The sequence below is a fragment of the Kocuria sp. genome, assembly GCF_030538595.1.
Taxonomy (GTDB): domain Bacteria; phylum Actinomycetota; class Actinomycetes; order Actinomycetales; family Micrococcaceae; genus Kocuria.
On record NZ_JAUNTS010000001.1, the window covers coordinates 457,435 to 483,864 of the forward strand.

At 62.5% G+C, this 26,430-nt stretch carries 22 protein-coding genes and 1 pseudogene; 7 read left to right on the forward strand and 16 right to left on the reverse strand.

Translation table 11 applies throughout. The features are described 5' to 3' along the window. Nucleotides 1–114: 114 nt before the first annotated feature. The 4 genes from Q4G32_RS02110 to Q4G32_RS02125 form a co-directional block, all read right to left on the reverse strand. A complete protein-coding gene (locus tag Q4G32_RS02110) occupies nucleotides 115–1,206 on the reverse strand; it encodes a BMP family lipoprotein (protein ID WP_303348872.1) in 1,092 nt (363 codons plus the stop codon). Nucleotides 1,207–1,385: 179 nt separating this feature from the next. Further along, entirely contained in the window at nucleotides 1,386–2,069 is a 684-nt protein-coding gene (locus Q4G32_RS02115; RefSeq protein ID WP_303348875.1) for a YczE/YyaS/YitT family protein, read from the reverse strand. 62 nt (nucleotides 2,070–2,131) lie between these two features. Further along, nucleotides 2,132–3,394 carry an amidohydrolase gene (locus Q4G32_RS02120; RefSeq protein WP_303348877.1) on the reverse strand — a complete coding sequence of 421 codons (1,263 nt, stop codon included), beginning with the start codon at nucleotides 3,392–3,394 and terminating at the stop codon, nucleotides 2,132–2,134. A gap of 69 nt (nucleotides 3,395–3,463) precedes the next feature. Further along, complete coding sequence (locus tag Q4G32_RS02125; RefSeq protein WP_303348879.1) at nucleotides 3,464–4,573, reverse strand: mannose-1-phosphate guanylyltransferase; 1,110 nt, start codon at nucleotides 4,571–4,573, stop codon at nucleotides 3,464–3,466. A gap of 289 nt (nucleotides 4,574–4,862) precedes the next feature. Between Q4G32_RS02125 and sdhC the strand changes: the two genes are divergently transcribed. The 4 genes from sdhC to Q4G32_RS02145 all read left to right on the forward strand — a co-directional run bounded on the left by sdhC (nucleotide 4,863) and on the right by Q4G32_RS02145 (nucleotide 8,391). After that, the gene (gene sdhC, locus Q4G32_RS02130; protein ID WP_303348882.1) at nucleotides 4,863–5,264 is read left to right on the forward strand and encodes a succinate dehydrogenase, cytochrome b556 subunit; all 402 of its coding nucleotides are present in this window, start codon (nucleotides 4,863–4,865) and stop codon (nucleotides 5,262–5,264) included. Nucleotides 5,265–5,283: 19 nt separating this feature from the next. Then, a complete protein-coding gene (locus Q4G32_RS02135; RefSeq protein WP_303348884.1) occupies nucleotides 5,284–5,772 on the forward strand; it encodes a succinate dehydrogenase hydrophobic membrane anchor subunit in 489 nt (162 codons plus the stop codon). Between the two features lie 103 nt (nucleotides 5,773–5,875). Further along, nucleotides 5,876–7,627, forward strand: a complete 1,752-nt coding sequence (sdhA, locus tag Q4G32_RS02140) for a succinate dehydrogenase flavoprotein subunit (RefSeq protein WP_303348885.1) — start codon at nucleotides 5,876–5,878, stop codon at nucleotides 7,625–7,627. Continuing rightward, entirely contained in the window at nucleotides 7,627–8,391 is a 765-nt protein-coding gene (locus Q4G32_RS02145) for a succinate dehydrogenase iron-sulfur subunit (protein ID WP_303348886.1), read from the forward strand. The genes sdhA and Q4G32_RS02145 overlap by 1 nt, the downstream gene beginning before the upstream one ends. Before the next feature lie 155 nt (nucleotides 8,392–8,546). Here the strand turns inward: Q4G32_RS02145 and Q4G32_RS02150 are convergent. Continuing rightward, nucleotides 8,547–8,726, reverse strand: a pseudogene (locus Q4G32_RS02150) (IS256 family transposase); the annotation flags it as partial. Nucleotides 8,727–9,434: 708 nt separating this feature from the next. On the opposite strand from Q4G32_RS02150, the gene Q4G32_RS02155 reads away from it, so the two are divergent. Next, nucleotides 9,435–9,689: a hypothetical protein gene (locus Q4G32_RS02155; protein WP_303348888.1), complete on the forward strand. Its 255-nt coding sequence runs from the start codon at nucleotides 9,435–9,437 to the stop codon at nucleotides 9,687–9,689. 110 nt (nucleotides 9,690–9,799) lie between these two features. Here Q4G32_RS02155 and Q4G32_RS02160 read toward each other — a convergent pair whose 3' ends face one another. From Q4G32_RS02160 to Q4G32_RS02205, 10 genes are all read right to left on the reverse strand, one after another. After that, nucleotides 9,800–10,912: a YhjD/YihY/BrkB family envelope integrity protein gene (locus Q4G32_RS02160; protein ID WP_303348889.1), complete on the reverse strand. Its 1,113-nt coding sequence runs from the start codon at nucleotides 10,910–10,912 to the stop codon at nucleotides 9,800–9,802. After that, nucleotides 10,905–11,948 (reverse strand): tryptophan--tRNA ligase, encoded by a 1,044-nt coding sequence (gene trpS, locus Q4G32_RS02165; protein WP_303348890.1) that lies wholly within the window; start codon nucleotides 11,946–11,948, stop codon nucleotides 10,905–10,907. Before trpS ends, Q4G32_RS02160 begins: the two co-directional genes overlap by 8 nt. 45 nt (nucleotides 11,949–11,993) lie before the next feature. Beyond that, the gene (locus Q4G32_RS02170) at nucleotides 11,994–12,845 is read right to left on the reverse strand and encodes an exodeoxyribonuclease III (RefSeq protein WP_303348892.1); all 852 of its coding nucleotides are present in this window, start codon (nucleotides 12,843–12,845) and stop codon (nucleotides 11,994–11,996) included. Nucleotides 12,846–12,895: 50 nt separating this feature from the next. Beyond that, on the reverse strand, nucleotides 12,896–13,447 hold the full coding sequence (locus tag Q4G32_RS02175) for a hypothetical protein (RefSeq protein ID WP_303348895.1): 552 nt from the start codon (nucleotides 13,445–13,447) through the stop codon (nucleotides 12,896–12,898). Between the two features lie 132 nt (nucleotides 13,448–13,579). Beyond that, a complete protein-coding gene (locus Q4G32_RS02180; protein ID WP_303348897.1) occupies nucleotides 13,580–14,476 on the reverse strand; it encodes a bifunctional methylenetetrahydrofolate dehydrogenase/methenyltetrahydrofolate cyclohydrolase in 897 nt (298 codons plus the stop codon). Further along, nucleotides 14,476–15,762, reverse strand: a complete 1,287-nt coding sequence (gene glyA, locus Q4G32_RS02185) for a serine hydroxymethyltransferase (RefSeq protein WP_303348899.1) — start codon at nucleotides 15,760–15,762, stop codon at nucleotides 14,476–14,478. Before glyA ends, Q4G32_RS02180 begins: the two co-directional genes overlap by 1 nt. A 141-nt stretch (nucleotides 15,763–15,903) precedes the next feature. Next, a complete protein-coding gene (locus tag Q4G32_RS02190; protein ID WP_303348900.1) occupies nucleotides 15,904–17,640 on the reverse strand; it encodes an acetyl/propionyl/methylcrotonyl-CoA carboxylase subunit alpha in 1,737 nt (578 codons plus the stop codon). Continuing rightward, the gene (locus tag Q4G32_RS02195; RefSeq protein WP_303348901.1) at nucleotides 17,637–19,295 is read right to left on the reverse strand and encodes an urea amidolyase family protein; all 1,659 of its coding nucleotides are present in this window, start codon (nucleotides 19,293–19,295) and stop codon (nucleotides 17,637–17,639) included. The genes Q4G32_RS02190 and Q4G32_RS02195 overlap by 4 nt, the downstream gene beginning before the upstream one ends. Then, entirely contained in the window at nucleotides 19,295–20,059 is a 765-nt protein-coding gene (locus Q4G32_RS02200) for a LamB/YcsF family protein (RefSeq protein ID WP_303348902.1), read from the reverse strand. Before Q4G32_RS02200 ends, Q4G32_RS02195 begins: the two co-directional genes overlap by 1 nt. A 102-nt stretch (nucleotides 20,060–20,161) precedes the next feature. Further along, complete coding sequence (locus tag Q4G32_RS02205) at nucleotides 20,162–21,334, reverse strand: NRAMP family divalent metal transporter (RefSeq protein WP_303349007.1); 1,173 nt, start codon at nucleotides 21,332–21,334, stop codon at nucleotides 20,162–20,164. Nucleotides 21,335–21,613: 279 nt separating this feature from the next. Between Q4G32_RS02205 and Q4G32_RS02210 the strand changes: the two genes are divergently transcribed. Together Q4G32_RS02210 and Q4G32_RS02215 are read left to right on the forward strand one after the other, a co-directional pair. After that, nucleotides 21,614–22,252, forward strand: coding sequence for a GntR family transcriptional regulator (locus Q4G32_RS02210; protein WP_303348905.1), 639 nt, complete (start codon nucleotides 21,614–21,616; stop codon nucleotides 22,250–22,252). Between the two features lie 271 nt (nucleotides 22,253–22,523). Then, nucleotides 22,524–25,802: a beta-phosphoglucomutase family hydrolase gene (locus Q4G32_RS02215; protein ID WP_303348907.1), complete on the forward strand. Its 3,279-nt coding sequence runs from the start codon at nucleotides 22,524–22,526 to the stop codon at nucleotides 25,800–25,802. Nucleotides 25,803–25,894: 92 nt separating this feature from the next. On the opposite strand, the gene Q4G32_RS02220 is transcribed toward Q4G32_RS02215, so the two are convergent. Beyond that, nucleotides 25,895–26,416, reverse strand: coding sequence for a gamma carbonic anhydrase family protein (locus Q4G32_RS02220; RefSeq protein ID WP_303348908.1), 522 nt, complete (start codon nucleotides 26,414–26,416; stop codon nucleotides 25,895–25,897). Nucleotides 26,417–26,430 lie beyond the last annotated feature (14 nt).

A 26,430-nucleotide genomic window follows, 5' to 3' on the forward strand; every position in this document is an offset into this window, starting at 1 on the left:
ACCTGCCACAACAGACGGATGACCACTGGATGATACGCGCCCGCCGCGGCCCCGAATCACCGGATGCCGCCCAGCGGGCGCGTACTCAGGGCTGGATCAGCCCGATTCTCCTGTTCACTCCGGAGAGTTCTCAGACTCCACGGTGATCTCACCGTCAATGATCTGCTGGCGCAGCTGGTCCACTTCATCAGCGGTTTCCTGACCCACGCGATCTTCCTGGTCGTGGTACGGGGCAATACCCACACCCTCATTCTCCAGAGTGCCCACGTAGGGGGTGTTGTCAAAGTTGCCCTCTGAAGCTGCGGTCACCACGTCCTCCACGGAGGTGGACAGTTCCTTGAGCACGGAGGTCAGCTGGTACTGCTTCTGCTCATCGGAGAGGGTTTCATAACCATCGGCGTCAACCCACACAAAAGTCACCTGATCTTGGCGGCCACCGGCATTGGTCTCAGCCACGGCATCCGTGGTTCCCGTGGCTGCCTGGCCGGCCACCGGCATCACCACGTCAGCGCCTTCATTGATGAAGTTCTGGGTGGTGGTCTTGGCCGCAGCGGTATCGCTGAAGGAGTTGATGAACGTGCCGTTCTGAGCGTCCTTGTCCCAGCCCAGCAGTTGAACGTCCGCGTTCTTCTCCTGGTTGTAGTAGTCCACGCCGTCGGCAAAACCGTCCATGAACACGGTCACCGTGGGAATGTCCATGCCGCCGTAGGTGGCCACCGTACCGCTTTCAGAAGCTGAGGCCGCCACATAGCCCGCCAGGAACGCAGCCTCTGCGGTGTTGTACGTGATGGGCTTGACATTGTCCAGCTCAATGGAGTTGTCATCCACAATCGCAAAGTGCATGTCCGGGTTGGCTTCAGCCACTTCCTGGGTGGCATCTGCCAGCAGGAAGCCCACGGAAACGGTGAGGTCACAACCGTTTTGCACCATGGAGTTCAGGTTGGGGGTGAAGTCCGTCTCGGCCTGGGACTCCGCCTGCTGAACGTTGATGCCCAAATTCTCCTCCGCAGCCTTGAGGCCCGCGTAAGAGTTCTGGTTGAAAGAGCGGTCCTGGAAACCGCCTTCGTCAGAGACAATGCAGCCGGTGAAATCAGAGGCGTCTGAGCTGCCGTCGTTGTCAGACGGAGCCTCACCGCAGGCGGAGAGCGCCAGTGCGGAGAGTCCCAGGACTGCGGTGGTGGTCATGGTGCGGGAACGGAAGGTCATGCTTTCCTCCGGTGGAGAGTGACCGGCACCGGGCACAATGCTGCCCCGTGAGGATCGGAACAGACCGCACGCCGGACGCCGGAACGTCATTGGGTGGTGGCGCTTAGTGTACTCATGAGTAAGCCCTCAATGTTGCACAGGACACAACCCAACCATCACTCAGCACGTTTCAGTGCTCCCTACAACGTTCGGTTCACCAGCTTCTCCACGAGCGCCTGGTTGACCTTCTTGTTGAAGAACTCGATCAGCGGACCGTTGAAGAATGCAGTGATCACGGTGGCCAGTCCCACGGGGCCGCTCAGGATGGCGGCGATGATGACCACCAGAATGTCCTGGACCCAGCGCACGTAGCGGTAGGCCCAACCGGTGCGCTCCACCACGATGGGCGCAATCGCATCATACGGGGCGGTCCCTGACCCGGCACAGATATAAGCGCTGACCCCAAAATCAAAGATCAACAGAGCGATCACCAGATACACTGCCTGCCCCAGCAGGCTCTCAGCGCTCGGCAGCACCGCAGAGAACAGGGCAGTGAACCACGTGATCAGATACCCCACCAAGACCATGTTGATGATGGTCCCCAGGCCGATCATGTACCGGCCGGTGAAAAACACCACCGCCAGCAGAAGCAGATTCATCACCAACTGCACGGGTCCCAAACCCAGCCCAAGTTGATCGGCAATGCCTCGGTTCATGGCTGTGAACGGGTCAACCCCCACACCGCCAACCAGCATCAAAGCAGCACCGGCACCCAGCAGGATGACGCCAAAGAGGGCGTACAGCGGACGGACCACACGCTCCCGCATTGTTTTGTCTTCAGCACCCTGCACCTGGGTCACCCGGGTCACCTCATTCGTCGTCATCACCGGCTCCCGTGGAGCCAGCTGCGTAAATCGGTGAACGCAGCACTACCTGAACGTACGGGTCAGCCTGCCAATTCCCGCACGTGGAGCATCACTGCACGCAAAGCGGCGTTTGTCATGACCTGCACTCCGCAGCCAATGGCCTCCTCATCGGCAATGTAGTCCGCCTGGTGAAGGTCGTAGGTGTGTCCACCCGGCGTCCGGGTACCCAAACGCATCATGGAACCCGGCACTTCCTGGAGGTACCAGGCAAAGTCTTCCCCACCCATGGACTGCTCCACCAGCAACACAGCATCCTCGCCCAGCTCGTCCCGGGCGGCGTTTTCCAACAGCGTGGTTTCGTCCTCACCGTTGACCACCGGCGGCACACCCCTGATGTGCTCCACCTCCACGTTGACCTTGTACGGGGAGGCCACCTGACCCACCACTTCATCAAGCAGCGCTCCGGAGCGGTGCCAGGCATCGGCATCCAGACACCGCATGGTGCCGGCCAACGTGCCCTGGGAGGGAATGGCATTGGGGGCAATGCCCGCGTTGATCTCCCCCCACACCACGGAAACTCCGGAGCGAACATCCACGCGCCTGGACATCACAGCCGGCACGTTGATGGCGATTTGGGCCATGGCAAACACCAAGTCCTGGGTCAGATGCGGACGGGAGGTGTGGCCGCCGTGGCCGGAAACATGCACCCGAACGGTGTCCGAGGCAGAAGTGATCGCCCCAATGCGCGTCCCCACATGCCCCACGTCCACCTTGGGTTCGCAGTGCAGCGCAAACATTCGGGGCACTCCCTCCAAGGCACCCTGTTCGATCACGCGCAGCGCCCCACCCGGCAGCTTTTCCTCCGCAGGTTGAAAGAGCACGCGAACGCTACCGGCCAGCGGAGAGGACCTGTTCAGGTCTGCCAACACCTTGGCCACGCCCAGCATGACCGTGGTGTGCACGTCATGCCCGCAGGAGTGCGCCACGCCGTCGTTGACGGAGGAGAAGGGCAGCCCGGTGGCTTCCTGGATCGGCAGCGCGTCAATGTCTGCGCGCAAACCCACGGCGATCGGCCCGTGGCCGATGTCCACGTAGCAACCTGTGTTTTTCAGCCGCACGGGACTCAACCCGGTGGCTTCCAGCTCTTCCACGATCCGGTCAGTGGTCCGGAACTCCTGGTAGGACAACTCCGGGTGCTGATGGATGTCCCGCCGAAACTCGATCAGCCCAGGCAGCCACTTACTCAGGAAGGGGCCCACGGAAGGTACCTGACCGGCGTCGCCAGACCAGGCCACCCGGCTCTGGCCAGGATCGGATGTTGCGGCGGAACTCAAATGCGGCATTGGTTCAGAATACGCCGCGGCCCGCACCACGTGGTGCGGGCCGCGGTTACACAGCGGAACACAGACCGGTTACAAAACGTCCGTATCGCCTGCTGCTTTGAGTGAATTCACGGTGTCCTTGACGCTTTGGGCATGTTCGCGGGTGGTCACCAACAGGGCATCCGGGGTGTCAACGACGACGATGTCCTCCACGCCGATCAACGCCACCACCCGGCCGGTGTCAGAGACCACAATGCCCGATGAGTTGTCCACCAGCACCCGGGTGTTCTCCCCCAGCACGGCCACGTCATCCGACTCACCCACGTGGTTCAGGCGGGACATGGCGGCAAAATCTCCGACGTCGTCCCAGGTGAAAGTACCCGGAACCACGGCCACGTCACCGGCGGCTGCCGCCGGTTCCGCCACGGCGTAATCAATGGCGGTCTTGGGAAGGGTCTCCCACACGCGGGACATGACCTGGTCCTGACGCACCGTGCCCCAAGCATCTGCAATGGCTTGCAGACCCTTGAAGAGTTCAGGTTCATTCGCTTCAAGGTGCTCCAACATCAAGGCTGCCGGAGCCACGAACATGCCCGCGTTCCACAGGTAGTCACCGCTGGCGACGTAAGCGCGTGCGGTGTTCTCATCCGGCTTCTCCACAAACTGCTCCACGCCGCGCACGGACGGGGCGCCGTCGATCCCCAAGTCACCATCCGCCTTGATGTAGCCAAAGCCCGTGGACGGTGAAGCGGGCTGAATACCGATGGTCACAATCTTGCCCGTGCGAGCGGCCGTGACAGCCTCCACCACCGCAGCCTGAAACACTGCAGCGGGCTCAATCACGTGATCCGCGGCAAAGGAACCCACCACACATCCGGGATCGCGGCGCTCCAACAACATGCAGGCCAGGCCAATGGCCGCAGCCGAATCGCGGGGAGAGGGCTCCAGCACCAAGTCTTTGGCGGAGAGTTCCGGAAGCTGCTGACTCACCGCACCGGCGTGACCGCGCCCGGTCACCACCATCACGGGATCCTTGGTCAGCGGGGCCAAACGCTCATACGTGGCCCGCAGCAAAGAAGAACCGGAACCGGTGAGGTCCAGCAAGAACTTGGGCGCATCCGCACGGGAAAGCGGCCACAGCCGGGAACCGACGCCGCCGGCGGGGATGAACGGATGGAAATGCTCAAGATGTTGGGTCACGCCCGCGATCCTAACCCGCAACCGCGCCGATCACCGTGATGTGTGGGCAACAGCCACATTTGGGTGGACTTGGGTGGGCGTCCGGAGGTACTTGTCGCGTCAACATGACGCACGCACGGCGCTGACACCCTGTCTCCAAGTGACACTTTGACGCCCGTCAGGCTGGTAAGGTGGCCCCCGAGTTCGCTGGAGAATCTTGAGGTGAGCCCCAGGCTCCTCCAAGGGTGCAGCACGCATACACAGTCAGGGCGAGCCAAAGCACCCGCAGTGATACAGGGAGGTATCAAACGTGGCAGCGACAACCACGGAGACCCCGTCTGGGCCAAAATCCGGCACGCTCTATCGGGGCGAATACGGGATGTGGTCCTGGGTTGCACACCGCATCAGCGGTGTGGGCATTTTCTTCTTTCTTCTGGTCCACGTTGCAGACACCGCCATGGTGCGCGTTGACCCGGAGGCTTACAACGCCGTCATGGAGACGTACAAGAACCCGATCATGGGCCTGGGTGAAGCCGGGCTGGTCGCGGGCATTGTGTACCACGCCTTCAACGGCATCCGAATCATCCTGATCGACTTCTGGTCCTCGGGAGCCAAACACCAGAAGAAGCTGTTCTGGGGTGTGGTCGTGGCCTGGGTTGTGGTGATGGTGCCCTTCCTGATTCGCCACCTCACCAACGTCTTCTTCCACTGATCGTCAAGGGATGACAAGCATGAGCACTCCGCTGAAGCCCCAAATTGCCGTTCCGCGCAGTAATGACCGTGTGGTGGATGGCATCAAGTACAACCGTTCCGGTTCGGGACGGTCCAAGTTTGAAATGTTGGCCTGGCTCTACATGCGCCTCTCCGGCGTTGTCCTGCTGGTCCTGGTGTTCGGTCACCTGATCGCCAACCTGATGGTCCCGGAGGGTGGCGTCCACGCCATCGACTTCGGATTCGTGGGTGGCAAGTGGGCCAATCCGTTCTGGCAGGTCTGGGACTTGGCCATGCTCTGGCTGGCCATGCTGCATGGCGCCAACGGCATGCGCACCATCATTGATGATTACGCCGAGCGGGACGGTGCCCGCTTCTGGTTGAAGTTGGCCTTGGCTGTGGCCACCGGCTTCATCATCCTGCTGGGCACCCTGGTCATCTTCACCTTTGAGCCCTGCCCCGCCGGTGCTGACCCTGAGCTGCTTGCTTCCTTCTGCCCGGGCGCTTGAGTTCTGCCACCGCTACCGCAACAGCACATGACGGTCATCTGTGACGGCTGATCGAATCGGCCGCCCATCTGTCAAGAATCCCAATCAGAAAGACGCGTGAAGAATGCAGGTTCACAAATACGATGTGGTCATCGTAGGAGCCGGCGGCGCAGGCATGCGTGCCGCCATCGAATCAGGTCAGCGCGCCAAGACCGCGGTGCTGACCAAGCTCTACCCCACCCGCTCCCACACGGGTGCCGCCCAGGGCGGAATGTGTGCAGCACTGGCCAATGTCGAGGAAGACAGCTGGGAGTGGCACACGTTCGACACCATCAAGGGTGGTGACTACCTGGTGGACCAGGACGCTGCGGAGGTCATGGCCAAGGAGGCCATTGAGGCTGTTCTTGACCTGGAAAAAATGGGACTCCCGTTCAACCGGACCCCGGAAGGCAAGATTGACCAGCGCCGCTTTGGCGGGCACACCCGTGATCACGGCAAGTCCCCCGTGCGCCGCGCCTGCTACGCCGCGGACCGCACCGGTCACATGATCCTGCAGACGCTGTACCAGGCCTGCATCAAGCACAACGTGGAGTTCTACAACGAGTTCTACGTGTTTGACCTCATCCTGGTGGACACCCCGGAGGGACGCCGCCCGGCGGGCGTCGTCGCTTATGAACTGGCCACGGGTGAACTGCACGTGTTCCAGGCCAAGTCCGTGGTGTTTGCCACCGGCGGCAACGGCAAGGTCTTCAAGACCACCTCCAATGCCCACACGCTGACGGGCGACGGCATGGCAATCGCCTTCCGCAACGGCCTGCCCCTGGAGGACATGGAGTTCGTCCAGTTCCACCCCACGGGCTTGGCGGGGCTGGGCATCCTGGTTTCGGAAGCTGCCCGCGGTGAGGGCGGTATTTTGCGAAACTCGGAGGGCGAGCGCTTCATGGAGCGCTACGCCCCTACCATCAAGGACTTGGCCCCGCGTGACATCGTGGCCCGTTCCATGGCCAACGAGGTCCGTGAAGGCCGCGGTTGCGGCCCCAACAAGGACTACGTGCTGTTGGACCTGACGCACCTGGAGCCGGCGCACATTGATGCCAAGCTCCCGGACATCACGGAGTTTGCCCGCACCTACCTGGGTGTGGAGCCTTACACCGAGCCCGTGCCGGTGTTCCCCACAGCGCATTACACCATGGGCGGCATCCCCACGGACATCAAGGGAGAGGTGTTCGAGAACTCCGAGACCACCATCCCCGGCCTCTACGCCGCCGGTGAGGTGGCGTGCGTGTCCGTGCACGGTTCCAACCGCCTGGGCACCAACTCCCTGCTGGACATCAACGTGTTCGGCAAGCGCGCCGGCATCTATGCCGCGGAGTACTCCCAGCAGGCCGAGTTCCTGCCGATTCCCGACGACGCCATGGCCGCCACGGAGGCACTGCTCAACAACGCTCTGTCGGCCGAAGGCTCGGAGAAGGTGGGTGCCATCCGCAAGGATCTCCAGGACACCATGGACCTGAACATGCAGGTGTTCCGCACGGAGGAATCCATCAACAAGGCACTGTCTGACATTTCCGCCTTGGAAGAGCGTTACGCCAACATTGCCATTCAGGACCACGGCAAGCGTTACAACCTGGACCTGCTGGAAGCTGTGGAACTGGGCTTCCTCCTGGAACTGGCCAAGGTCATGTCCGTGGCGGCGCTGCACCGCCAGGAATCCCGCGGCGGCCACGCCCGTGAGGACTTCCCCCAGCGCGATGACGAAAACTTCATGGTCCACTCCATGGTCTATGACGATCCCTCCTCGGACACCGCAGGAATCCGCCAGGAGACCAAGCCCGTCATCTTCACCCATTACGAGCCGATGGAGCGTAAGTACTGATGTCGACCGCTACCGCTGAGACGACTCAAGAGAACACCCAGGCTGAGGCCATTCCGTCCTTTGACGTGACCGTCAAGGTCCGCCGGTACAACCCGGAGGTCTCCGAGGACGCTCACTGGGATGAGTTCCAGTTGACCATGTACGGCACGGACCGCGTGCTGGACTGCCTGCACAAGATCAAGTGGGAGCTTGACGGCTCGCTGTCCTTCCGCCGGTCCTGCGCACACGGTGTGTGCGGTTCGGATGCCATGCGCATCAACGGCCGCAACCGCTTGGCCTGCAAGGTTCTGTTGAAGGACTTGGACCTGAGCAAGCCGCTGCTGATCGAACCGATCAAGGGCCTGCCCTGTGAGAAGGACTTGATCGTGGACATGGAGCCGTTCTTCCAGTCCTACCGAGAGATCATGCCGTTCCTGGTCAACGTGGACAATGAACCCGAGCGTGAGCGTTACCAGTCGGTTGAGGACCGCGCCCGCTTTGATGACACCACCAAGTGCATCCTGTGTGCCGCTTGCACCACATCCTGTCCGGTGTTCTGGACCGATGGCCAGTACTTTGGTCCTGCGGCAATCGTGAATGCGCACCGCTTCATCTTTGATTCCCGCGATCAAGCCGGCGACATGCGCCTGGAGATCCTCAATGACAAGGAAGGTGTGTGGCGCTGCCGCACCACCTTCAACTGCACGGAGGCCTGCCCACGCGGCATCGAAATCACCAAGGCCATTGCCGAGGTCAAGAAGGCAGCACTCTCCCGCGCCATGTGACGGGCGGCGGGCTGGGCTCTGCGCACAAGGGGGCGTTGGTGGCCCGGATCAGCATCTGATCCGGGCCACCAACGCCCCCTTCGTGTTGTGAGACGCCCCAGCGTGAACCACTTTTCGGGGGTTAGCGGACAAAATGTGTGTAAATCCCGGGCGTGTTATGGGCGCCAGCGTCCTGCCCAGTCGTGTTGGAAGCGGTTGCCGTCTTCGGGACTGAACCCGGTGTTGTAGAGCACTGGCCCGATCTGTTCCTCTCGTTGCGTGTGCTGTGGTCGTAGTGGGGTCCAGTGTTCTTCTCTGACAAGGTCCCAGGGGTCGTGGGGGTGTTCAGTGAGGCTGCGTTCGGGGTGATCTGAGCCGATGGGGCCCGGTGAGACCCGGGGTAGGTGCGGTAGCGGAAGAACTGATCCCACCGTGCCTTCCCAGCTTCCATAGACACCTAACCCTCGCAAGCCGTGCGCAGTTTGATACCCCATCAGCCCTGATGGGGTATCAAACTGCGCACGGCTTGCGGGTTAGCCACAGGGTATGCACCGGTAGCCGGTGGAACCAGCGGTGGTGGTGCCGTTTTTGACCAGGGGGCGGGCGCATGCACCACAGGTGGGTCTGTTTCGTGGAAGGGACACCTGACATGCTCTCAAAGCATGTCAATGCTGGTGTTGCCCTACTACTGGTTGGGATCCAGGGGCCTGCGCTACACACTTCTTGGCGTATAACCCCCTTTCGCATTGTGAGACGCTCCAGCGTGAACCACTTTTCGGATGCCCTGTGGCCACTTGTTCCGCCGTGGGTTTTTCATGCACTTGCAGGCGGTTCCAGACCACCAACTCCCCATGGCGGTGTTCCATCTGGGAGACCCCATGAAGGGTCATCCACGTGAGCTGCTGAAGCCCCCGTGTGGCACCGTCAACAGGGCTCCACACAGCGGACAGCCACGCTGTCCACCCCGTTCGGGGGACACTCAGGAACTTCTCAACTTGATAGGTTTTACCTAGTCAAAGGGCCCTTGACTGACCAATGATCGACCGATTCAAGGAAGTGAACCGATGAAGAAGAAGACCATTCCAGCAGCAATTGCCCTGACCGCTGCACTGGCAACTGTCAGCGCTCCTGCCGCCAACGCCACGTTCTTCCACCCGGCCCCAACCAGCACCTCACACAGCACGTCTCATGACACCAAATCGGGTGGGACGTACGGCACGTCCGTCAAAGGCGATGTTGTGAAGGACATTCACGGAGTGATCTGGACCAAGGTTTTCACCTGGACCAAGCTCGGCTGGACCTGGAAGTGGTACTGCTGAGAGCTGACCGTTCCGCTTTCTAGTCGAATGGACTCTGGTGTCCCGTAAGCAAGGTTGCTTGCGGGACACCAAAGTCCATTCGGGTTCAGTCCCTCTCAGAGAGGGCGCGTTCAGAGGGCACGCTCATGAGAGCGGATTCTGTCCAACAACTGCGCGTCAATGGGGGTGACGGCTCGGTCCTCCCCCGCCGGAGGTGCATGGCCTCCGTGAAGGTCCGCCTGCACCAGGGCCCCGAAAGCCGTGGCAATCAGAATGATCTGGCTGAAAAAGTAGAACCAGAACAGCACACCCACAATGATGCCCACGGAGAGCAGATAGGGATTGGAAGCCATCGCCTGGATCAAGGCCCCGCCCACTTGGCGTAGTGCCACATTGCCCATAACCCCGATGATCAGAATGCAGGCCATGGGCCATTTCCCGGGCTTGAGCTGAGCCAGACCTCTGATCATGAGATACAGCATCAGCGCATCTGCCAGAACCCCCACGGTGGTGGCAGCCCCGTACACAAAGCCACCGCCCAGAAAATCCACGAATCCGCTGAGCCATCCAATGTCCGCCGTGGCGCCCTCCAGCAGTCGCAGAGCACCGGCAGCTTCCGCGTTGAGGACCAGGGACACCGCCAGGACTGCCACCAGCAGGATCAGCCCCAGAACATCCCGGGGAATGGCTGCAATGGGTGCTCCCCTGGCCGGTGGAACTTCAAACATTCGCCGGCAAGACAGCCGGATTCCAGCGGCCCATCGCCAGGCCACAAAACACAGCACCGCCACCGCAATGATGGTGGTCAGCGTGAACGGCTGGGGGTTGGCCAACACCGATTCCGGGATCACTCCCCCAGCGCCAGTGTTGATCAGCCCGGGAACGGTCTCGTCCACGGCATTGACCACCAGCTGGCGTAGCTCGGAGTCGTTTCCCAAGATCCGCCCCGCCAGGGATGCGCCGATCACCAGCACGGCGGTGGAGGCGAACAACATGTTGTAGCTGAGCCCGGCGGCCATCAGCGGACCGCCGTGGAAGAAGTAGTGCATGATCAACCGGCCGGGCAGCAGGGTCCACACGTAGGCCAACGCCACGTTGAGCGCTTGCCCCACCAGTGCGGGTAATCCCGCGCCGCGGGCACGTTTGTCCCGCAGAATGGACACTTGGCGCCGGAACTCGCGTTGCAGGCCGGCTTTGTCCACGGCTGAGGGCATCACCCGCGGCGCTTTGATCACCTCAGCCATGGCTGGGCGGCAGGAAGCCAACCTTCCGGTGCACATCCGCCACTGTCCGGGCCGCGATCTCCCGCCCCTGAGCAGCACCCCGGGCCAGAATGCGGTCCAGCTCCGCGGGATCGTCCAGGAGCTCCTGGGCACGCCGCTGGATGGGGCTCAGGGTTTCATTGACCACCTCAGCCAAATCCACTTTGAGGTGGCCGTACATCTTGCCCTGGTACTGCTCCACAATCTCTGCAATGGGCCGATCCGTCAGTGCCGAGTAGATGGTGAGCAGATTGGCAATGCCCGGCTTGCTCTGACGGTCAAAACGAATCTCCGTGCCGTCATCCGTGACCGCAGATTTGATCTTCTTGGCATTTTTCTTGGCAGAGTCCAGCACCCGGATCAACCCGTTGTCCGAGTCAGCGGACTTGGACATTTTGACGGTGGGCCGCTGCAGATCGTAGATCTTGGCCGATTCCTTCATGATCTTGGGTTCCGGGACCGTGAAGGTCTCCCCAAAACGGGAGTTGAACCGCTGCGCCAGGTTGCGGGTCAACTCCAGGTGTTGACGCTGATCCTCTCCCACGGGAACCACATCGCTCTGGTACACCAGAATGTCCGCGGCCATCAGGACCGGGTAGGTGAAGAGTCCCACCGTGGCGGAATCCACGCCCTGTTTGGCGGATTTGTCCTTGAACTGCGTCATCCGCGCCGCCTCACCGTACCCCGTGAGGCAGTTGAGCACCCAGGCCAGCTCCGCGTGCTCAGGTACGTGGGATTGCACCAGCATCACGGATTTTTCCGGATCAATGCCTGCTGCAATGTACTGTGCCGCAGTCACGCGTGTGCGGTTGACCAGCATCGCTGGATCTTGCGGCACGGTGATCGCGTGGAGGTCGGCAATGAAGAAAATGCACTGATTGTCATCCTGCATCTTGACCCAGTTGCGCACCGCCCCCACATAGTTGCCCAGGTGCAATGAATCTGCGGAGGGCTGCACACCGGACAGCGCCCGCGGCTTGCTGTGGCTGTCGGTTGTGGCTGAGGTGGGGACGGTCACGGTGAGACTTCTTCCTGCTGGGTTAGGTGGGGAGTGAATGGACTGTCAGAAACGGTAGTCCACAACCAGCGGGGCGTGGTCGGAGAACCGGGTGTCGTACGTGGCTGCGCGGTCAACGACGGCGGTGACGGCCTTGGCGGCCAACGCGGGCGTGGCCATGTGGTAGTCAATGCGCCATCCGGCGTCGTTGTCGAAGGCCTGTCCGCGGTAGGACCACCAGGTGTAGGGCCCGGGAACATCCCCGGCCAGCGAGCGGGCCACGTCCACATACCCGAGTTCGCCAAAGTAACGGTCAAAGTAGGCGCGCTCCTCCGGCAGGAAGCCCGAGTTCTTGACGTTGCCCTTCCAGTTCTTGATGTCCAGCTCCGTATGCCCCACGTTCAGATCCCCCACCACCAGCGCGTGATCGGCGGCCTGGGCCAGTTCGGGCAGTCGCTGGGTCATGGCCTCCAAGAAGGCATATTTGTCCACCTGGCGCGGGGTGTCCACCTCACCAGAGTGAACGTAAGTGGAGACCAGGCTCAGCGTGGAACCGTCCGGCAAGGTGATGCTGTCCTCGATCCACCGGCCGGAGTCATTGGTGCCATCTGCCAAGCCGATGCGGCGTCCCGTGGGGAGCAGGGACCCCTGGTGAGCATCGCGGCGCACCGCGGTCAGCACTCCGGCGCGGCCCTTGGCTTCCGCCTCCTGGTGGTGAATCTCCCAGGTGTCCTCCCCCAGAAGATCGCGGGCAATCTTGTCCGGGGCACGCACTTCTTGGAGGCACAGGATGTCAATGTCGCGCTGCTGCAACCAGTCAGCCATGCCGCGCTTGTAAGCGGCGCGAATGCCGTTGACGTTGACGGTGGCAATACGCACCACGTGATCGCGGGAAACTTCCGCGGGCTGCTCATTCATGAGATGGGGTTCCTTTCGGCAAACCGGAGGCTGTGGCCGCTGCGATCAGTTCAGTTGCGGTCTTCGTCAATGACTTCGCCGGTCAAGGGGGTTTCTGCATCCTTGACCATACCCATACCGTTGGATGCGGTCACGGCAATGGTGTCCAGGGCGCGATCCACCTGTTCGCGGTCCCCGCCCGTGGAGCCGTCCTGAGCGGGAAGATTTGCTGCAATCACACGGGCCTGCACCATGATGATCTGAAAGGAATGTTCTAGCTTCTGATCCAGAATGGAGCGGTCAGCCGCCGGGGTGGTGGAGGCTGAGGCCATGGGAGCACGCCCAAATCGCCGGTTGGCTTCCTCCTGGGCATGTTCAATCTGACGCGCCCCGAACTTGGCAGCTTTACGCACCATCCACAGCACAAAACACGCGATGAGCAACCAGCCCAGAGCAATAGCGGCCAGGATCCAACCGAGTACGGAGTTTTCATTGGCGGCTTGCAGCAGGGCCACCACAAAGATCACCACCAGCGCGCTCATACCGATCAGGGTGATCCAGATCGAAGCCCGGCCGGAGCCAGGACGGGACGGGGCGGATGAGGTGGAATCAATCTGCTGCATGCCGCCATTCTCCCGCACGGCTCCCACCCGGTGAAACTTCTGCGCGCATGGGATCGCCCTGGGCGCAACACGTCCAGGGCGATCGCATGCGGTCTGCGGTCTTGGAGACCTGCTGCCGCTTCTACCTTCCGCTCAGGTTGCGGGTTCCAGCCCCGCAGCTCGCTCGGCCGCTTCCACCACGTTGACCAGGAGCATGGCACGGGTCATGGGACCCACCCCACCCGGATTGGGGGACATCCACGCCGCACGTTCGGCAGCGGCGGGTTCAATGTCCCCTGTCAGCTTGGGTTTGTCCGTTTCCGGATTCGCAATGCGGGAGACACCAACATCCAACAGGATGGCGCCCTCCCGGACCTGATCGGCCTTGACCATGTGCGGCTGACCGGCGGCGGCCACCACCACATCGGCGGCGGCCAGCAGGGCGTCCAGGTTGCGTGTTCCTGTGTGGGCCAACGTCACGGTGGCGTTGATGGACTTGCGGGTCAGTAACAGTCCAATGGGCCGGCCAACGGTCACCCCGCGGCCAATCACCAACACGTTCTTGCCCTTGAGGTCAATGTCATGGCGCAGCAGCAACTCCACAATCCCGTGTGGGGTACACGGCAGCGGGGAATCCATGGGCTGATTCACGTTGAGCACCAGTTTGCCCAGGTTGGTGGGATGCAAACCGTCGGCATCTTTGGCTGGGTCGATCTTGCCCAGAATCCGATTGGTGTCAATGTGCTCCGGCAGCGGCAACTGCACGATGTACCCGGTACAAGCGGGGTCTGCATTCAGCGCCTCGATCTCCGCTTCCAATTCCTCCTGGGAGATCTCAGCCGGTAGATCGCGGCGGATGGAAGTGATCCCAACCTGCGCACAATCCTTGTGCTTACCGCCCACATAGGAGCGGGACGCGGGATCATCCCCCACCAGTACCGTACCCAGCCCCGGGGTGTGGCCGCGCGCGCTCAGGACAGCTACGCGTTCCGTCAGTTCGTTCTTGATGGCAGCCGCTGTGGCAGTCCCATCCAGCACACTCGCGCTCATCACCACTCCTCCAGCCCGCTGTAGAGCGGGAAGTCAGCGGCCAGCTTGTCCACGCGAGCACGCAGGGATTCGACGTCGGGTTGCGGCTTGAGCGCGGCAGCGATGATCTCTGCCACTTCCTGGAACTCGGTAGCACCGAATCCGCGGGTTGCCAACGCCGGTGTACCGATGCGCAGACCGGAGGTGACCATGGGCGGGCGGGGGTCGAATGGCACGGCATTGCGGTTGACCGTGATACCGACCTGGTGCAGCAGGTCTTCGCCCTGCTTGCCGTCCAGCTCAGAGTTGCGTAGGTCCACCAGCACCAGGTGCACATCCGTGCCTCCGGTCAGCACGGACACGCCTGCATCAGCCACGTCCTGGGCCGCCAATCGCTCCGCGATGATCTTGGCACCTTCAATGGTGCGCTCCTGGCGCTGCTTGAATTCGTCCGTGCCCGCGATCTTGAAAGCCACGGCCTTACCCGCAATGGCGTGCATGAGCGGTCCGCCCTGGTGTCCGGGGAACACATTGGAGTCAATTTTCTTCTTGAACTCCTCCGTGGTCAGGATCACCCCGGAACGTGGCCCGGCCAGGGTCTTGTGGACCGTGGAGGACACGACGTCCGAATGGGGTACCGGATTGGGATGCAGTCCGGCTGCCACCAGACCGGCAAAATGCGCCATGTCCACCCAGAGCTTGGCGCCTACCTCATCCGCAATGGATCGGAAAGCCTCAAAATCCAGCTGCCGGGAGTAGGCAGACCACCCGGCCACAATCACCTTGGGGTTGTTGGCCAATGCCACCTGGCGGACCTGGTCCATGTCCAACCGATGGGTGTTCGGGTCCACCTCATAGGCGGCAATGTTGTAGAGCTTGCCGGAGATGTTCAGCTTCATCCCGTGGGTCAGGTGACCGCCGTGGGCCAGAGAGAGCCCCATGAGGGTGTCCCCCGGCTCCATCAGTGCGGTCATCACCGCGCTGTTGGCCTGCGCACCGGAGTGCGGTTGAACATTGGCGTGATCCGCACCGAACAGGGCAGTGGCGCGATCCCGAGCCAGGTTCTCCACCACATCCACGTGTTCACAACCGCCGTAGTACCGGCGCCCCGGGTAACCCTCCGCGTACTTGTTGGTCAGCACCGAGCCCTGAGCCTCCAGCACCGCACGGGGAGCAAAGTTCTCCGAGGCAATCATTTCCAGGGTGTCGCGCTGTCTTCCGACTTCGGCGGTGATTGCCGCGGCAACCTCCGGATCCACTTCTGACAGCGGGCGGTTGGTGACGTCCTCAAAGGGCGTGGGGCTCATGCGATTCCTCCTGGGCTCACGGGCATTCAACTCCGTGAGCATTGGCTGGTGGGTGAATTGGGAGCGCGTTGGTGGACGGCCGTTGACCATTCTAGGCCGAGCCTCCGCCACCAGGTTCTCACGGCCTCACGCGTGTGCTTGCTACGGTTTCCCCGATTCACCAGCCGTGATTTCCGCCAGTACCGCCTCTGCCGCCAGCACCGCACCGACTTCCACCCGATGGTGCAGCACACCATCCCGGTGTGCCGTCACCTGGGTCTCCATCTTCATGGCGTCCAGAACGGCAACGGCTTGGCCCTGGGTGACCGCGGCGTCGTCGTTCACCAACCAGCGCACCAAAGTGCCCGGCGACGGCGCCCGCAGCTCACCCGATTTCTTGTGCTCTTCACCGTCTGTGGGCTTGTCCCCGCCAGTACCGGCTTGGGCCAGAAGGGCTGCGGGCAGCCCCAGCACAACGCGGCGGCCGTCAATCTCCACGGGGAAGCGTTGCAGGTCCGGACCCGCCACTGGTTCCGGCCGTGGTTGAGCCTCCACTCGCTGCAGAAGCGTGGCTTCAATCCACTGGGTGTGCACGGCAAAGCCATCCGTACGAAACTCGGGGGATTCCAGCACCAAGCGGGCGAATGGAACCACGGTGGCGGGACCGCTGACCTCCAGTTCGTGGAGCGCCCGGTGAGCCCGACGCAGCGCCGCCTCCCGGTCCGGTGCGTGGACGATCAATTTGGCCATCAGGGAGTCAAAGGCCGGTTGCACCGTGTCCCCGGTTTGCACGCCGGCATCCCACCGCACCCCGGGGCCGCCCGGTACGCGCAGCAGGTCAATCACCCCCGGGCTCGGCAAAAATCCCCGCCCGGGGTCCTCGGCATTGATCCGGATCTCCACCGCGTGCCCCACCGGCGGTGGAGTGGAGGTGAAGGAAGGCCCTTCTCCGCAGGCAATACGCAATTGCTCCCGCACCAGATCAGTGCCTGTCACCATCTCAGTCACAGGGTGTTCCACCTGCAACCGGGTGTTGACCTCCAGGAAGGACAACGTGCCATCCGCGGCCAGCAGGTATTCAACGGTTCCGGCTCCGCGGTAATTGACTTCCGCGCAGATCTTGCGGGCGGAGTCGTGCAGTTCACGGCGCTGTTCGGCGCTGAGTCCAGGCGCTGGGGCTTCTTCCACGAGCTTCTGGTTACGCCGCTGCACAGAACAGTCGCGGTCGCCAACCACCACCACGCCACCGGCGCCGTCGCCCAACACCTGCACCTCCACGTGGCGCGGGGCCTCCAGGAATCGTTCAATGAAGCACTCCCCGCGCCCAAAGGCCGCAATGGCCTCTCTGCGTGCAGCTTGAAAAGCCTCCGCCACCTCCTCCAGATCGCGGACGATTTTCATGCCGCGACCCCCACCGCCATGGGCGGCCTTGATGATGACCGGCAGCCCGTGTTCCTCCACAAAAGCAACGGCTTGGCGGGGGTCCTCCAGCGGTTGGTCGGTACCCGCAGCCAACGGCGCCCCCACCTGCTGTGCCAGGCGCCGGGCGGTCATTTTGTCCCCCAGCGCCGTGATGCTCTCCGGTGTGGGACCGATCCAGACCAGTCCAGCCTCCTGGACAGCCCGAGCAAATTCCGCACTTTCGGAAAGAAATCCGTAGCCCGGGTGAATGGCATCTGCACCGGAGAGCTGCGCTGCATTCAGCAAAGACTCGATGGACAGGTAGGTCTGCGCTCCGGTGGTGCCATCCAGTCCGTAGGCTTCATCGGCCAGGCGCACGTGCATGGCATCTGCGTCTTGATCCGCATAAACGGCCACGGACACATAACCGGCCTCAGCACACGCACGGATGACTCGAACCGCAATTTCCCCGCGGTTGGCGATCAGGATTTTCTTCACAACTGCTCTCCTTCAATCCGTTCAGCGCGCTCATCCCGGTAAAACCGAATCCGGGTTCCCGGGGGAAGTTGTCCGGCAAGGTCCAGGTGGTCGTCTGTCACGGCCCCGATGATCGGGTAACCGCCCGTCAACGGATGATCCGGTAGAAACAACACGGGTTGACCGTCCGGTGGGACCTGGATGGCGCCGGTCACTGCCCCTTCACTGGGCAGTTCACCGTCCAGAGCTCGCTCCAAGGGGGTCTCCCCCGCAAGGCGCAAGCCCACACGGTCCGACCGCTGAGTGACCTCCCAGTCCTGTTCCAGCAGCGTTTGCACGGCGGCAGCGGTGAACCAGTCATCTCTGGGGCCCAACGTGATGGCCAGTTCCACGCTCTCCCCCGGTTGCGGAAGGTGGCGCTGTCCACCGCTGAGTTCGACGACGTTCGGGGCATCCCCGGGGTCCCCCACCGGAATGCGGTCCCCGGTGTGCAGTGCTGCGGGCCCCAGCCCGGCCAAGGTGTCAGAGGCACTGCTGTTCAGTGCGCGTGGTGCCGCAATCCCACCCCGGACCGCCACCAGATAGCGCAGTCCAGCTGACGGGTACTGCATGGTGATGTGGTCCCCGTCCTCCACCGCAAACGCGGCACCGGTTGATACGGCGTGTTCCACGCCGTCGGCCGCGTGCAGCGCCACCTCACCTTCAGCTCCCATCACGGCCATGATGGTGGGCGGGCCCGCATAGGCCAAGCTCACGGCTCCCACGCATTCCAGAACTGGCTCACCGGGTGCGTTGCCCACGGCACGGTTGGCTGCCCGGAGGGCGATCCGGTCGGCGGTGCCGGAGGCACAGACTCCCAGAGCTGCATGTCCCGGGCGGCCCAGGTCTTGGACCAAGGTCTGCACTCCCGACTGGGTCACACGTAACTCACCGGCGGCGCCGTACGGACCGTCCTGGATGTTCGAGGGCGACGGCGCGGCAGCATCACCTTCGGGGGCGGGCACGCCTGAGGCCGTGCGGTCGGCGTCGTGGGTGGTGGTGTGGGTGGTGGCGCTCAGGTTCGCCACTGGCCGCGGTGCCCGCTGGAAAGTGACCTCAGTGCCCGGGGCCAGGAGCGCCGGCGGCTCCCGGTCCAGGTCCCACAGGCGTTCGTCCGTGCGGCCGATCAGCTGCCAGCCACCGGGGCTTTCGCGGGGGTAAATCCCCGTGAACGGACCGGCAAGCCCCACCGACCCTGCGGGGACTTTGGTGCGTGGGGAACTGCGCCGCGGCACGTCAAAGAGCGGATCAGAGCTCACCGCGTAGCCAAAACCCGGGGCAAATCCGGAAAAAGCCACCTGCCACGGCACCGCCAGGTGGCGGGCGATGACCGTCTCCGCAGCGACACCCAATATCTCAGCCACCTCCGTGAGATCCTGGCCGTCGTAGTGCACGGCAATGCTCACCTGCCGCGAGTGGGCGCTCAGGGCTTCCTGCACCGGGGCCGCCCTGAGATCGGCGGCCAGTTCCCCCGCGGAAATCTGCGCGGGATCAAAACGCACCAGAACTGTTCGCGCCCCGGGGATCAACTCACGCACACCGGCCACGTCTGTCCAAGACAGATTGAGACGCATGGCTTCTGCCAGGTCCGCAGCCTCCACCAGAAGTGCGGTGTCAGAAGCTCTGAGAATCCGCATCAGGAACCTGCGAACGGAGCCATCTGAACACCTGATGCCTCCAGGATGCTGCGGGTCTGCGCCGCCATGGCGACGGACCCAGGGCTGTCGCCATGAACGCAGATGGACTGGGCATTGATCCGGACATCTGTGCCGTCCACCGAACGGATCACTCCGTCCTGCGCCAACCGCAACATGCGCTGGGCAACCTCAGCGGCATCATGCAGCACAGCGCCACTGCGGGTCCGTGACACCAGTTGACCATCGGATTGGTAGGCACGGTCGGCAAAGGCTTCAGCGGCCACCGTCAGGCCCGCTTGTTCGGCAACCTCCAGAACAACGCCACCCGCCAGGCCCAAGAGCACCAGGGACGGGTCTATTGCTTTGATGGCGGCCACCACGTCACGAGCCTGGCGTTGGTCACGCGCAATGGTGTTGTAGAGAGCGCCGTGCGGTTTGACGTAAGAGACATGACCTCCCAGCGCCGTGGTGATCCCCATCAGTGCGCCCAGTTGATACTCCACGTGGGCCTGCAACGTGGCCGAATCGACCTCCACGGCCGTACGGCCAAAGTTTGCGTAATCCCGATACCCCGGGTGTGCTCCCACGCTGACACCGCGGTCCAGCGCCGCCGCCACCGTGTCCCGAATCCCCTCCGGGCTACCTGCGTGAAAACCACAGGACACATTGGCACTGGTCACAATCTCCAGCATTGCCTGGTCGTCACCAACCACGCGGTCTGGAGTGTTCTCTCCCAAGTCCGAGTTCAAATCCATGGTGGGCATGATGTCCTCCTGATGCCGTGCGTAGAAGAAACCTGCGGTGGAAATACTGCTGAGCGCGCCTGCCGATCTTGAATCAGGGTTTGACGCACCCGAATGGAACCGTCAGCCCGTGACGCCCAGGAAGGCAAAGATCGGCCCGATTGAAACGCTACCCATGTACCAGGTCAGTGCTGTGACCAACGTGCCAGGTATCAGTAACCAGCGCGGATACTTGCTTACCCCCAGAAGATCAGGGCGGAACCACCCGATGTACATGAACACCGTGAGCCCCACGGGCAGGATCAATCCGTTGAAACCGCCCACGAACACCAGCAGGGCAGCGGGCGCGGTGCCAATCAAGAGGTAAATCACCAGGGACACCGCAATGAAAGCCACGGTGACCAGCTGTAATGGCCACCCGGTGGCCACCCTGCGACTGAAGGTGGAAAGGAAAGTGGCAGAAGTGTAGGCGGCCCCAATCACAGAGCTCAACGCTGCCGCCCAGAAAATCGCCCCGAAGATCCGCATGCCGGCATCGCCCAAGACCGCGCCGAAGGCTTGGCCTGCGGGATTGGCGGCCTGCCCCGATACGTCCAGCACAACCCCGGAAGCCACCACACCCAGGATGGCCAAGAAGAGGACGTACCGCATGACAGCGGTCACCAAAATACCGTTGGTGGCCGAGCGCATCACACCCGCGGAGTGCTGCGGTCCCGTGAGGCCCGAGTCCAGGTAGCGGTGCGCGCCCGCGTAGGTGATGTAGCCACCAACCGTTCCACCGACGATGGTGGTGATGGTGGCAAAGTTCAGCTGGTCCGGTGCCACGGTCTGCCGCAGCGCCTCACCCACCGGTGGCTGTGAGATGACGGCCACCACAACCGTCATCACAATCATGCCGATACCCAGCAGGATCAGAACCACGTCCATGACCCGCCCGGCCTTCTTGATCAGGAACAGAAGGATGGCCAGGGCTCCGGTGAGCAGTCCCCCGATCTTGGGGTCAATCCCCAGCAAGGCATTGAGGCCGAGCCCTCCGCCTGCAATGTTGCCGATGTTGAAGGCCAAACCACCCATGACCACCAAGATCGCAATGAAGTGTCCGGAGAACGGAATGGCCCGGTTGGCAAGGTCACCTGCCCGCTGCCCGGAGGAGGTGATCATGCGCCAGATGTTCAGCTGAACAGCTATGTCGATGATCACGGAGGCCAAAATGGCAAAGGCAAAAGCTGCCCCCATGGTGGCGGTGAAGGTGGCCGTCTGTGTGATGAACCCCGGCCCGATCGCCGAGGTTGCCATCAAGAAGATGGCACCGATCACAGCACCCCGGGAAACACTCTTACTGAGATTCGGGGAACGGTCATGACCACCCCGACCCGGGCCATTGCCGGTGGAACCTGGAACCTTGGCGGTGGAGTCTGCCATGTGACTTCCCTTCGGACACGATCAACGTCTTCTGTGACGTTGATCATAGAACAAACTACCCACTATTGTTCAACAATCTTTTCGCCGAGGTTGCGCTTCCGTTTAGAACCCAGGCACCTCTGAGACCACCGCCGATCCCCGTAGAATCCAAGGGTGACTTACCGGGACTCGTTGGCAGAAACCCTGCGCCAGAAGATCATCGACGGTGAGTTCATGCCCGGCGCCCGGCTGTCCGAATCGGCGCTGACCAGTCAGCTCGATGTTTCCCGCAACACCCTCCGGGAGGCCTACCGGGTCCTCGCCGAGCAGGGCCTACTGGTCCATGTGCCGCACCGGGGGGTCTCAGTTGCGGCACCAACTGTGGCTGATGTGGTGGACATCTACAGGTGTCGGCGAAACATTGAGGGCACCTCACTGCGCCAGGCTCAGCCCCATCATCCGGGCGTCAGCCAGATGATGCGGGCATTGGAGCAAGCTGAAAATCACGCCGCGCAGCACAATTGGCTGGGAACGGGCAGCGCCAACATGGCTTTCCACGAGGCGATCGTTTCCCTGGCGGACAGCCCCCGACTACTGCGCATGTACCGCAACGTTGCCGCAGAGCTGCGTTTGGTTTTTCTGGCCATAGATGACCCCCACACAGTGCATGAGCCTTTTGTTCAAGGCAATCGCGGCATCCTGTCGGTGTTCAACGAACAGGGCCCCGTAGCCGCGGCTGAGGAACTTGAGCGGTACTTGCTCTCCTCCGAGCGCAACGTGCTGGGCGCATACAGCCGAGCGGGCAAATCTTAAAGACTGTCTCCGTTACGGTTTGCCGGATTCGCGCTCAGGTCACAGGGCACACGCAGCAGGCCCAGACCATAATTGAGACACCTCTCACCTACATAACGTATGCGCGCGCGTGCTTTAATCTTGGGTAACACCTGAATCCGGGGGAGGGTGTACTCAACCGTAAGCTTCCCCGGTCTTCCGACGCACAGCCGCGCCCGATCCCTCAGGTCCTTGGCGGCGGTGTGCCGCATTCAGACGGACAGGGTAGGGGCTCGTTAGTACAGGAGCACCTGTGAACGCACTACCCACCGCACCTTTCACGGCTTCCATTCCGCAGATTCGCGGGGATGAGGCCCCTGAGAAACCCTCGGATGGACTGCGCACTCCTTACTCCGCCGTCATTTTTGACATGGATGGAGTCATCACAGACACCGCCGCGGTCCATGCCTCAGCGTGGAAGCTGCTCTTTGATGCTGTCCTGGGCGACGACCGCCTGGAACCTCTGACCGACGGCGGTGAGATCGACCGCCGACAGTTCGAGATCACCACCGATTACCGTGATTTTGTGGACGGGCGCCGTCGTGAGGACGGCATCCGCACGTTGTTGGCCTCCCGTGGTGCAGCTTTGCCGGAAGGTAACGACGACGACCAAGCCGGTGCCTGGACAGTTCAGGGCCAAGCCGCGTTGAAGAACACCTTTTTTGGGGAAGCTCTGGAAGAGCACGGGGTCCGAGTTTTTGACGGCACCGTGAAGTTGATTGAACGGCTGCGCGAAGCCAAAGTTCCCGTGGGGCTGGTCACGGCCTCCCGCAACTCCACCAATGTGCTGGAACGTGCCGGATTGAGCAATCTGTTCGATCACATTGTGGATGGTGCCACCGCAGCCAGTCTGGGCCTGCCCGGCAAGCCCGCTCCGGACACCTTCCTGCTCTGCGCGCAAGAACTAGGTGTGGACCCGGCCAACGCTGTGGTGGTTGAGGACGCCGTGGCCGGTGTTGAAGCAGGTGTGGCCGGTGGGTTCGCGCTGGTGGTGGGCATTGCTCGCCACGGTGACCGCCAGGCGCTCTACAACGGTGGCGCCCACATGGTGCTCAACGATGCCGGTGAGCTGGACCTCGGTGCTGCCCGCGAAGATTCCTGGAAGCTGATCTTTGACGGTTTTGACCCCGCGGCACAGCCGCGCCGCGAGTCCTTGCTGACGCTGTCCAACGGCTACATGGGCGTACGCGGCTCTCACTCTGAGCGTTCTGCGGATGGCATCCACTACCCGGGCAACTACCTGTCCGGTGTCTTCAATCGTGTGGTCAGCCACATCAACGGCCGCGACATCGAGCACGAATCCATGGTCAACGCCCCCAACTGGACGCACTTGGACCTGCGGGCCTCCGGCGGCACCTGGTTGTCCGAAGGTGGCTTGGAGTACTCGGAAGAACGCACGGAACTGGATCTGCGTACCGGTGTTTTGACCCGCTCCATGACTCTGACCGACCTAAACGGTGATCTCACCGAAGACGGCGAGCGTCCCAAGCTCTCCGTGGTGCAGCGCCGACTTGTCTCACTGCGGCTACGTCACCTGGGCGCTCAGGAAACCACCATCACGGCGTTGAACTTCACGGGCCGCATCCATGTCCGCACCGGCATCGACCCCGCCGTGACCAACAGCGGCGTGCAGGAGTACAAGGAACTGAACTCCTACCACCTGAACTCCATTGAATCCACCACGCTGCCGGATGAGGAGGAGACGCTGCTGAGCTTGGTCACCACCAACCAGTCGCAGATCCAGATTGCCACCGCTCAGCGCACTGAGGTGCGCGGTGGTGCTGCTATTCGGGCGCGGCGTGAAATTCGCCCGGGCGGCACGGAGTTCCGGCGTCACCAGGTGGGTGCGCGCAGGGGTGAACCGGTAGTCATTGACACCACCACCGCAGTGGTCACCAGCCGCGATGCCGCCATTGGCTCCCCGCGTGACGGCGCACTGTCCCAGCTGGACCGCAGCCCGCGCGGCTTCCGGGGACTGTTGCCGGGGCACGAACTGGCGTGGCAGCGGCTGTGGGACCGCTACGACGTTGATCTGGAGCCGGATCAGGCTCCAGAGGAACTGCTGACCCAGTTGGCACTGCGCACACATGTGTTCCACACGGCCCAGACCTTGGCCCCACATCTGTCCACCCGTGACGCCGGTGTTCCGGCGCGCGGTCTGCACGGTGAAGGCTACCGGGGGCACATTTTCTGGGATGACGTCTACATCCTGCCGCTGGTCTCCTTGCATGAACCGCATGTGACCCGCTCGCTGCTGTCTTACCGGTGGCGCCGACTTCCCATGGCCTATTACCGCGCCCATGAATTCGGCCTGAAGGGTGCGGCCTTCCCGTGGCAGTCAGGTTCGGACGGACGGGAGGAGACTCCCCCGGAGCTTTACAACCACCACTCCCAGCGGTGGCTGCCGGACAACTCCTGGCGTCAGTTCCACGTTGGCTTGGCCATTGCCTTCAACGCGTGGCACTACTACGAAACCACGGGTGACATCGACTGGCTCTCCGGCCAGGGTGCTGAGCTGATCATCGGCATCACCCGCCTGTTCGCCTCTCTCACCGAGTTTGACGAGTCAGATGGCCGCTACCACATCAGCGGTGTGATGGGTCCGGACGAATATCACGATGGCCCCCGCGGCCAGCACGGCGGTGGGCTCAAGGACAATGCGTACACCAACGTGTTGGCTGCCTGGCTGTTCCGCCACTCGGCGCACATCTTCCACGACATGGTGGATCACCAGCGTGAAGAGCTCATGGCCCGCTTTGGTGTGACTGAGGATGAGCCCGCGCGTTGGCTGGAGATGTCCAGGAAACTCTCCATCGCCTTCAACTCCGATGGCACCATTTCCCAGTACGACGGCTATGACGACCTTGATGAGCTGGACTGGGACTACTACAAGAAGAAGTACCGCAACATTGGCCGCCTGGATCTCCTGTTGGAGAACGAAGGCGACATGACCAATAACTACAAGCTCTCCAAGCAGGCTGACACCATCATGTTGGTCTACCTGTTGGGCCCGGAAGGTCTGATCGAAGAGCTGGGCTGCATGGGCTACGACATCGACTTGGATGTTGTGGAGCGCACCGTGGACTTCTACATTGCGCGGTCCTCCCACGGGTCTTCCCTGTCCAAGGTGGTCAACGCAGCAGTCCTGGCCTGGTTGGCGCCGGACCGCTCCTGGGCCTCTTTCCAGGACGCCCTGGTGGTGGACATGGACGACACCCAGGGCGGCACCACCGGTGAGGGCATCCACATGGGTGCCATGGCCGGCTCCGTGGACGTGGTCACCCGCGCCTATGCGGGCATGCGAGTACGTGGCGATTGGCTGGAGTTCAGCCCGCACCTGCCACGTCAGCTGGACCAGGTGAAGTTCACGGTCCTCTACCGCGGGCAAGTGATCCGCGTGAGCATTGACCACGACGTCCTGGAGCTGGAAGGCAGTTCCAAGCGCGCCGATCCCGTGACCATTCATGTCCACGGCGCCGAGTACGTGCTCAAGGGCGGTCAGAAGATCGCCGTCTCCATCCGCACCCGCTGACGGCTCATCCCCTTTTCGACGACGCCCCCCTCCACCTCGCGTGACCTGCTGCAGCGGGTGGAGGGGGCGTCGTCGTTGTTCACGACGCGGTTTCAGGAGTGCAAGGCGCGATGACCTGCGGAGAGCCGCAGGTAGGTCTGGGCGTTGACGGTGATCTGCTGCTGCTCCTGTGCGGTCAACTCCCGCCTTACTTTGGCGGGGACACCGGCCACCAGAGAGCCCGGTGGGATCACCGTGCCTTCCAGGACCACGGCCCCCGCCGCCACCAGCGATCCGGCACCGATCACCGCGCCGTTGAGCACGGTGGCAGACATGCCGATCAGCACGTTGTCCTCCACGGTGCAGCCGTGCAGCACGGCGGCGTGCCCCACGGAGACCCCCGAACCGATGGTGCAGGGGTATTCGGGATCTGAGTGCACGGTGCAGTTGTCCTGCAGGTTGGAGCCGTCCCCCATGCGGATGGGCGAACGGTCTGCGCGGACCACGGTGCCATAAAACACACCGGAGCCTGAACCAATGTGCACATCACCAATCACCGTGGTGTTCGGGGCCACAAAGGCTTCCGGATCAATGACCGGCTCCTGACCTTCCCAGGGTGCAATCACAGCTTCCACGGGTCTCCTTCTCC

Excerpts from the sequence above, each read along its gene's own strand:
- Q4G32_RS02170 (WP_303348892.1), bottom strand. The coding sequence starts at position 12,845 with ATGAATGAGCAGCCCGCGGAAGTTTCCCGCGATCACGTGGTGCGTATT.
- Q4G32_RS02200 (WP_303348902.1), bottom strand. The coding sequence starts at position 20,059 with ATGCCCACCATGGATTTGAACTCGGACTTGGGAGAGAACACTCCAGAC.
- Q4G32_RS02175 (WP_303348895.1), bottom strand. The coding sequence starts at position 13,447 with ATGCAGCAGATTGATTCCACCTCATCCGCCCCGTCCCGTCCTGGCTCC.
- Q4G32_RS02135 (WP_303348884.1), top strand. The coding sequence starts at position 5,284 with ATGAGCACTCCGCTGAAGCCCCAAATTGCCGTTCCGCGCAGTAATGAC.
- Q4G32_RS02155 (WP_303348888.1), top strand. The coding sequence starts at position 9,435 with ATGAAGAAGAAGACCATTCCAGCAGCAATTGCCCTGACCGCTGCACTG.
- Q4G32_RS02160 (WP_303348889.1), bottom strand. The coding sequence starts at position 10,912 with ATGGCTGAGGTGATCAAAGCGCCGCGGGTGATGCCCTCAGCCGTGGAC.
- Q4G32_RS02180 (WP_303348897.1), bottom strand. The coding sequence starts at position 14,476 with ATGAGCGCGAGTGTGCTGGATGGGACTGCCACAGCGGCTGCCATCAAG.
- Q4G32_RS02205 (WP_303349007.1), bottom strand. The coding sequence starts at position 21,334 with ATGGCAACCTCGGCGATCGGGCCGGGGTTCATCACACAGACGGCCACC.
- Q4G32_RS02110 (WP_303348872.1), bottom strand. The coding sequence starts at position 1,206 with ATGACCTTCCGTTCCCGCACCATGACCACCACCGCAGTCCTGGGACTC.
- Q4G32_RS02145 (WP_303348886.1), top strand. The coding sequence starts at position 7,627 with ATGTCGACCGCTACCGCTGAGACGACTCAAGAGAACACCCAGGCTGAG.
- Q4G32_RS02120 (WP_303348877.1), bottom strand. The coding sequence starts at position 3,394 with ATGCCGCATTTGAGTTCCGCCGCAACATCCGATCCTGGCCAGAGCCGG.
- sdhA (WP_303348885.1), top strand. The coding sequence starts at position 5,876 with ATGCAGGTTCACAAATACGATGTGGTCATCGTAGGAGCCGGCGGCGCA.
- glyA (WP_303348899.1), bottom strand. The coding sequence starts at position 15,762 with ATGAGCCCCACGCCCTTTGAGGACGTCACCAACCGCCCGCTGTCAGAA.
- Q4G32_RS02115 (WP_303348875.1), bottom strand. The coding sequence starts at position 2,069 with ATGACGACGAATGAGGTGACCCGGGTGACCCAGGTGCAGGGTGCTGAA.
- Q4G32_RS02195 (WP_303348901.1), bottom strand. The coding sequence starts at position 19,295 with ATGCGGATTCTCAGAGCTTCTGACACCGCACTTCTGGTGGAGGCTGCG.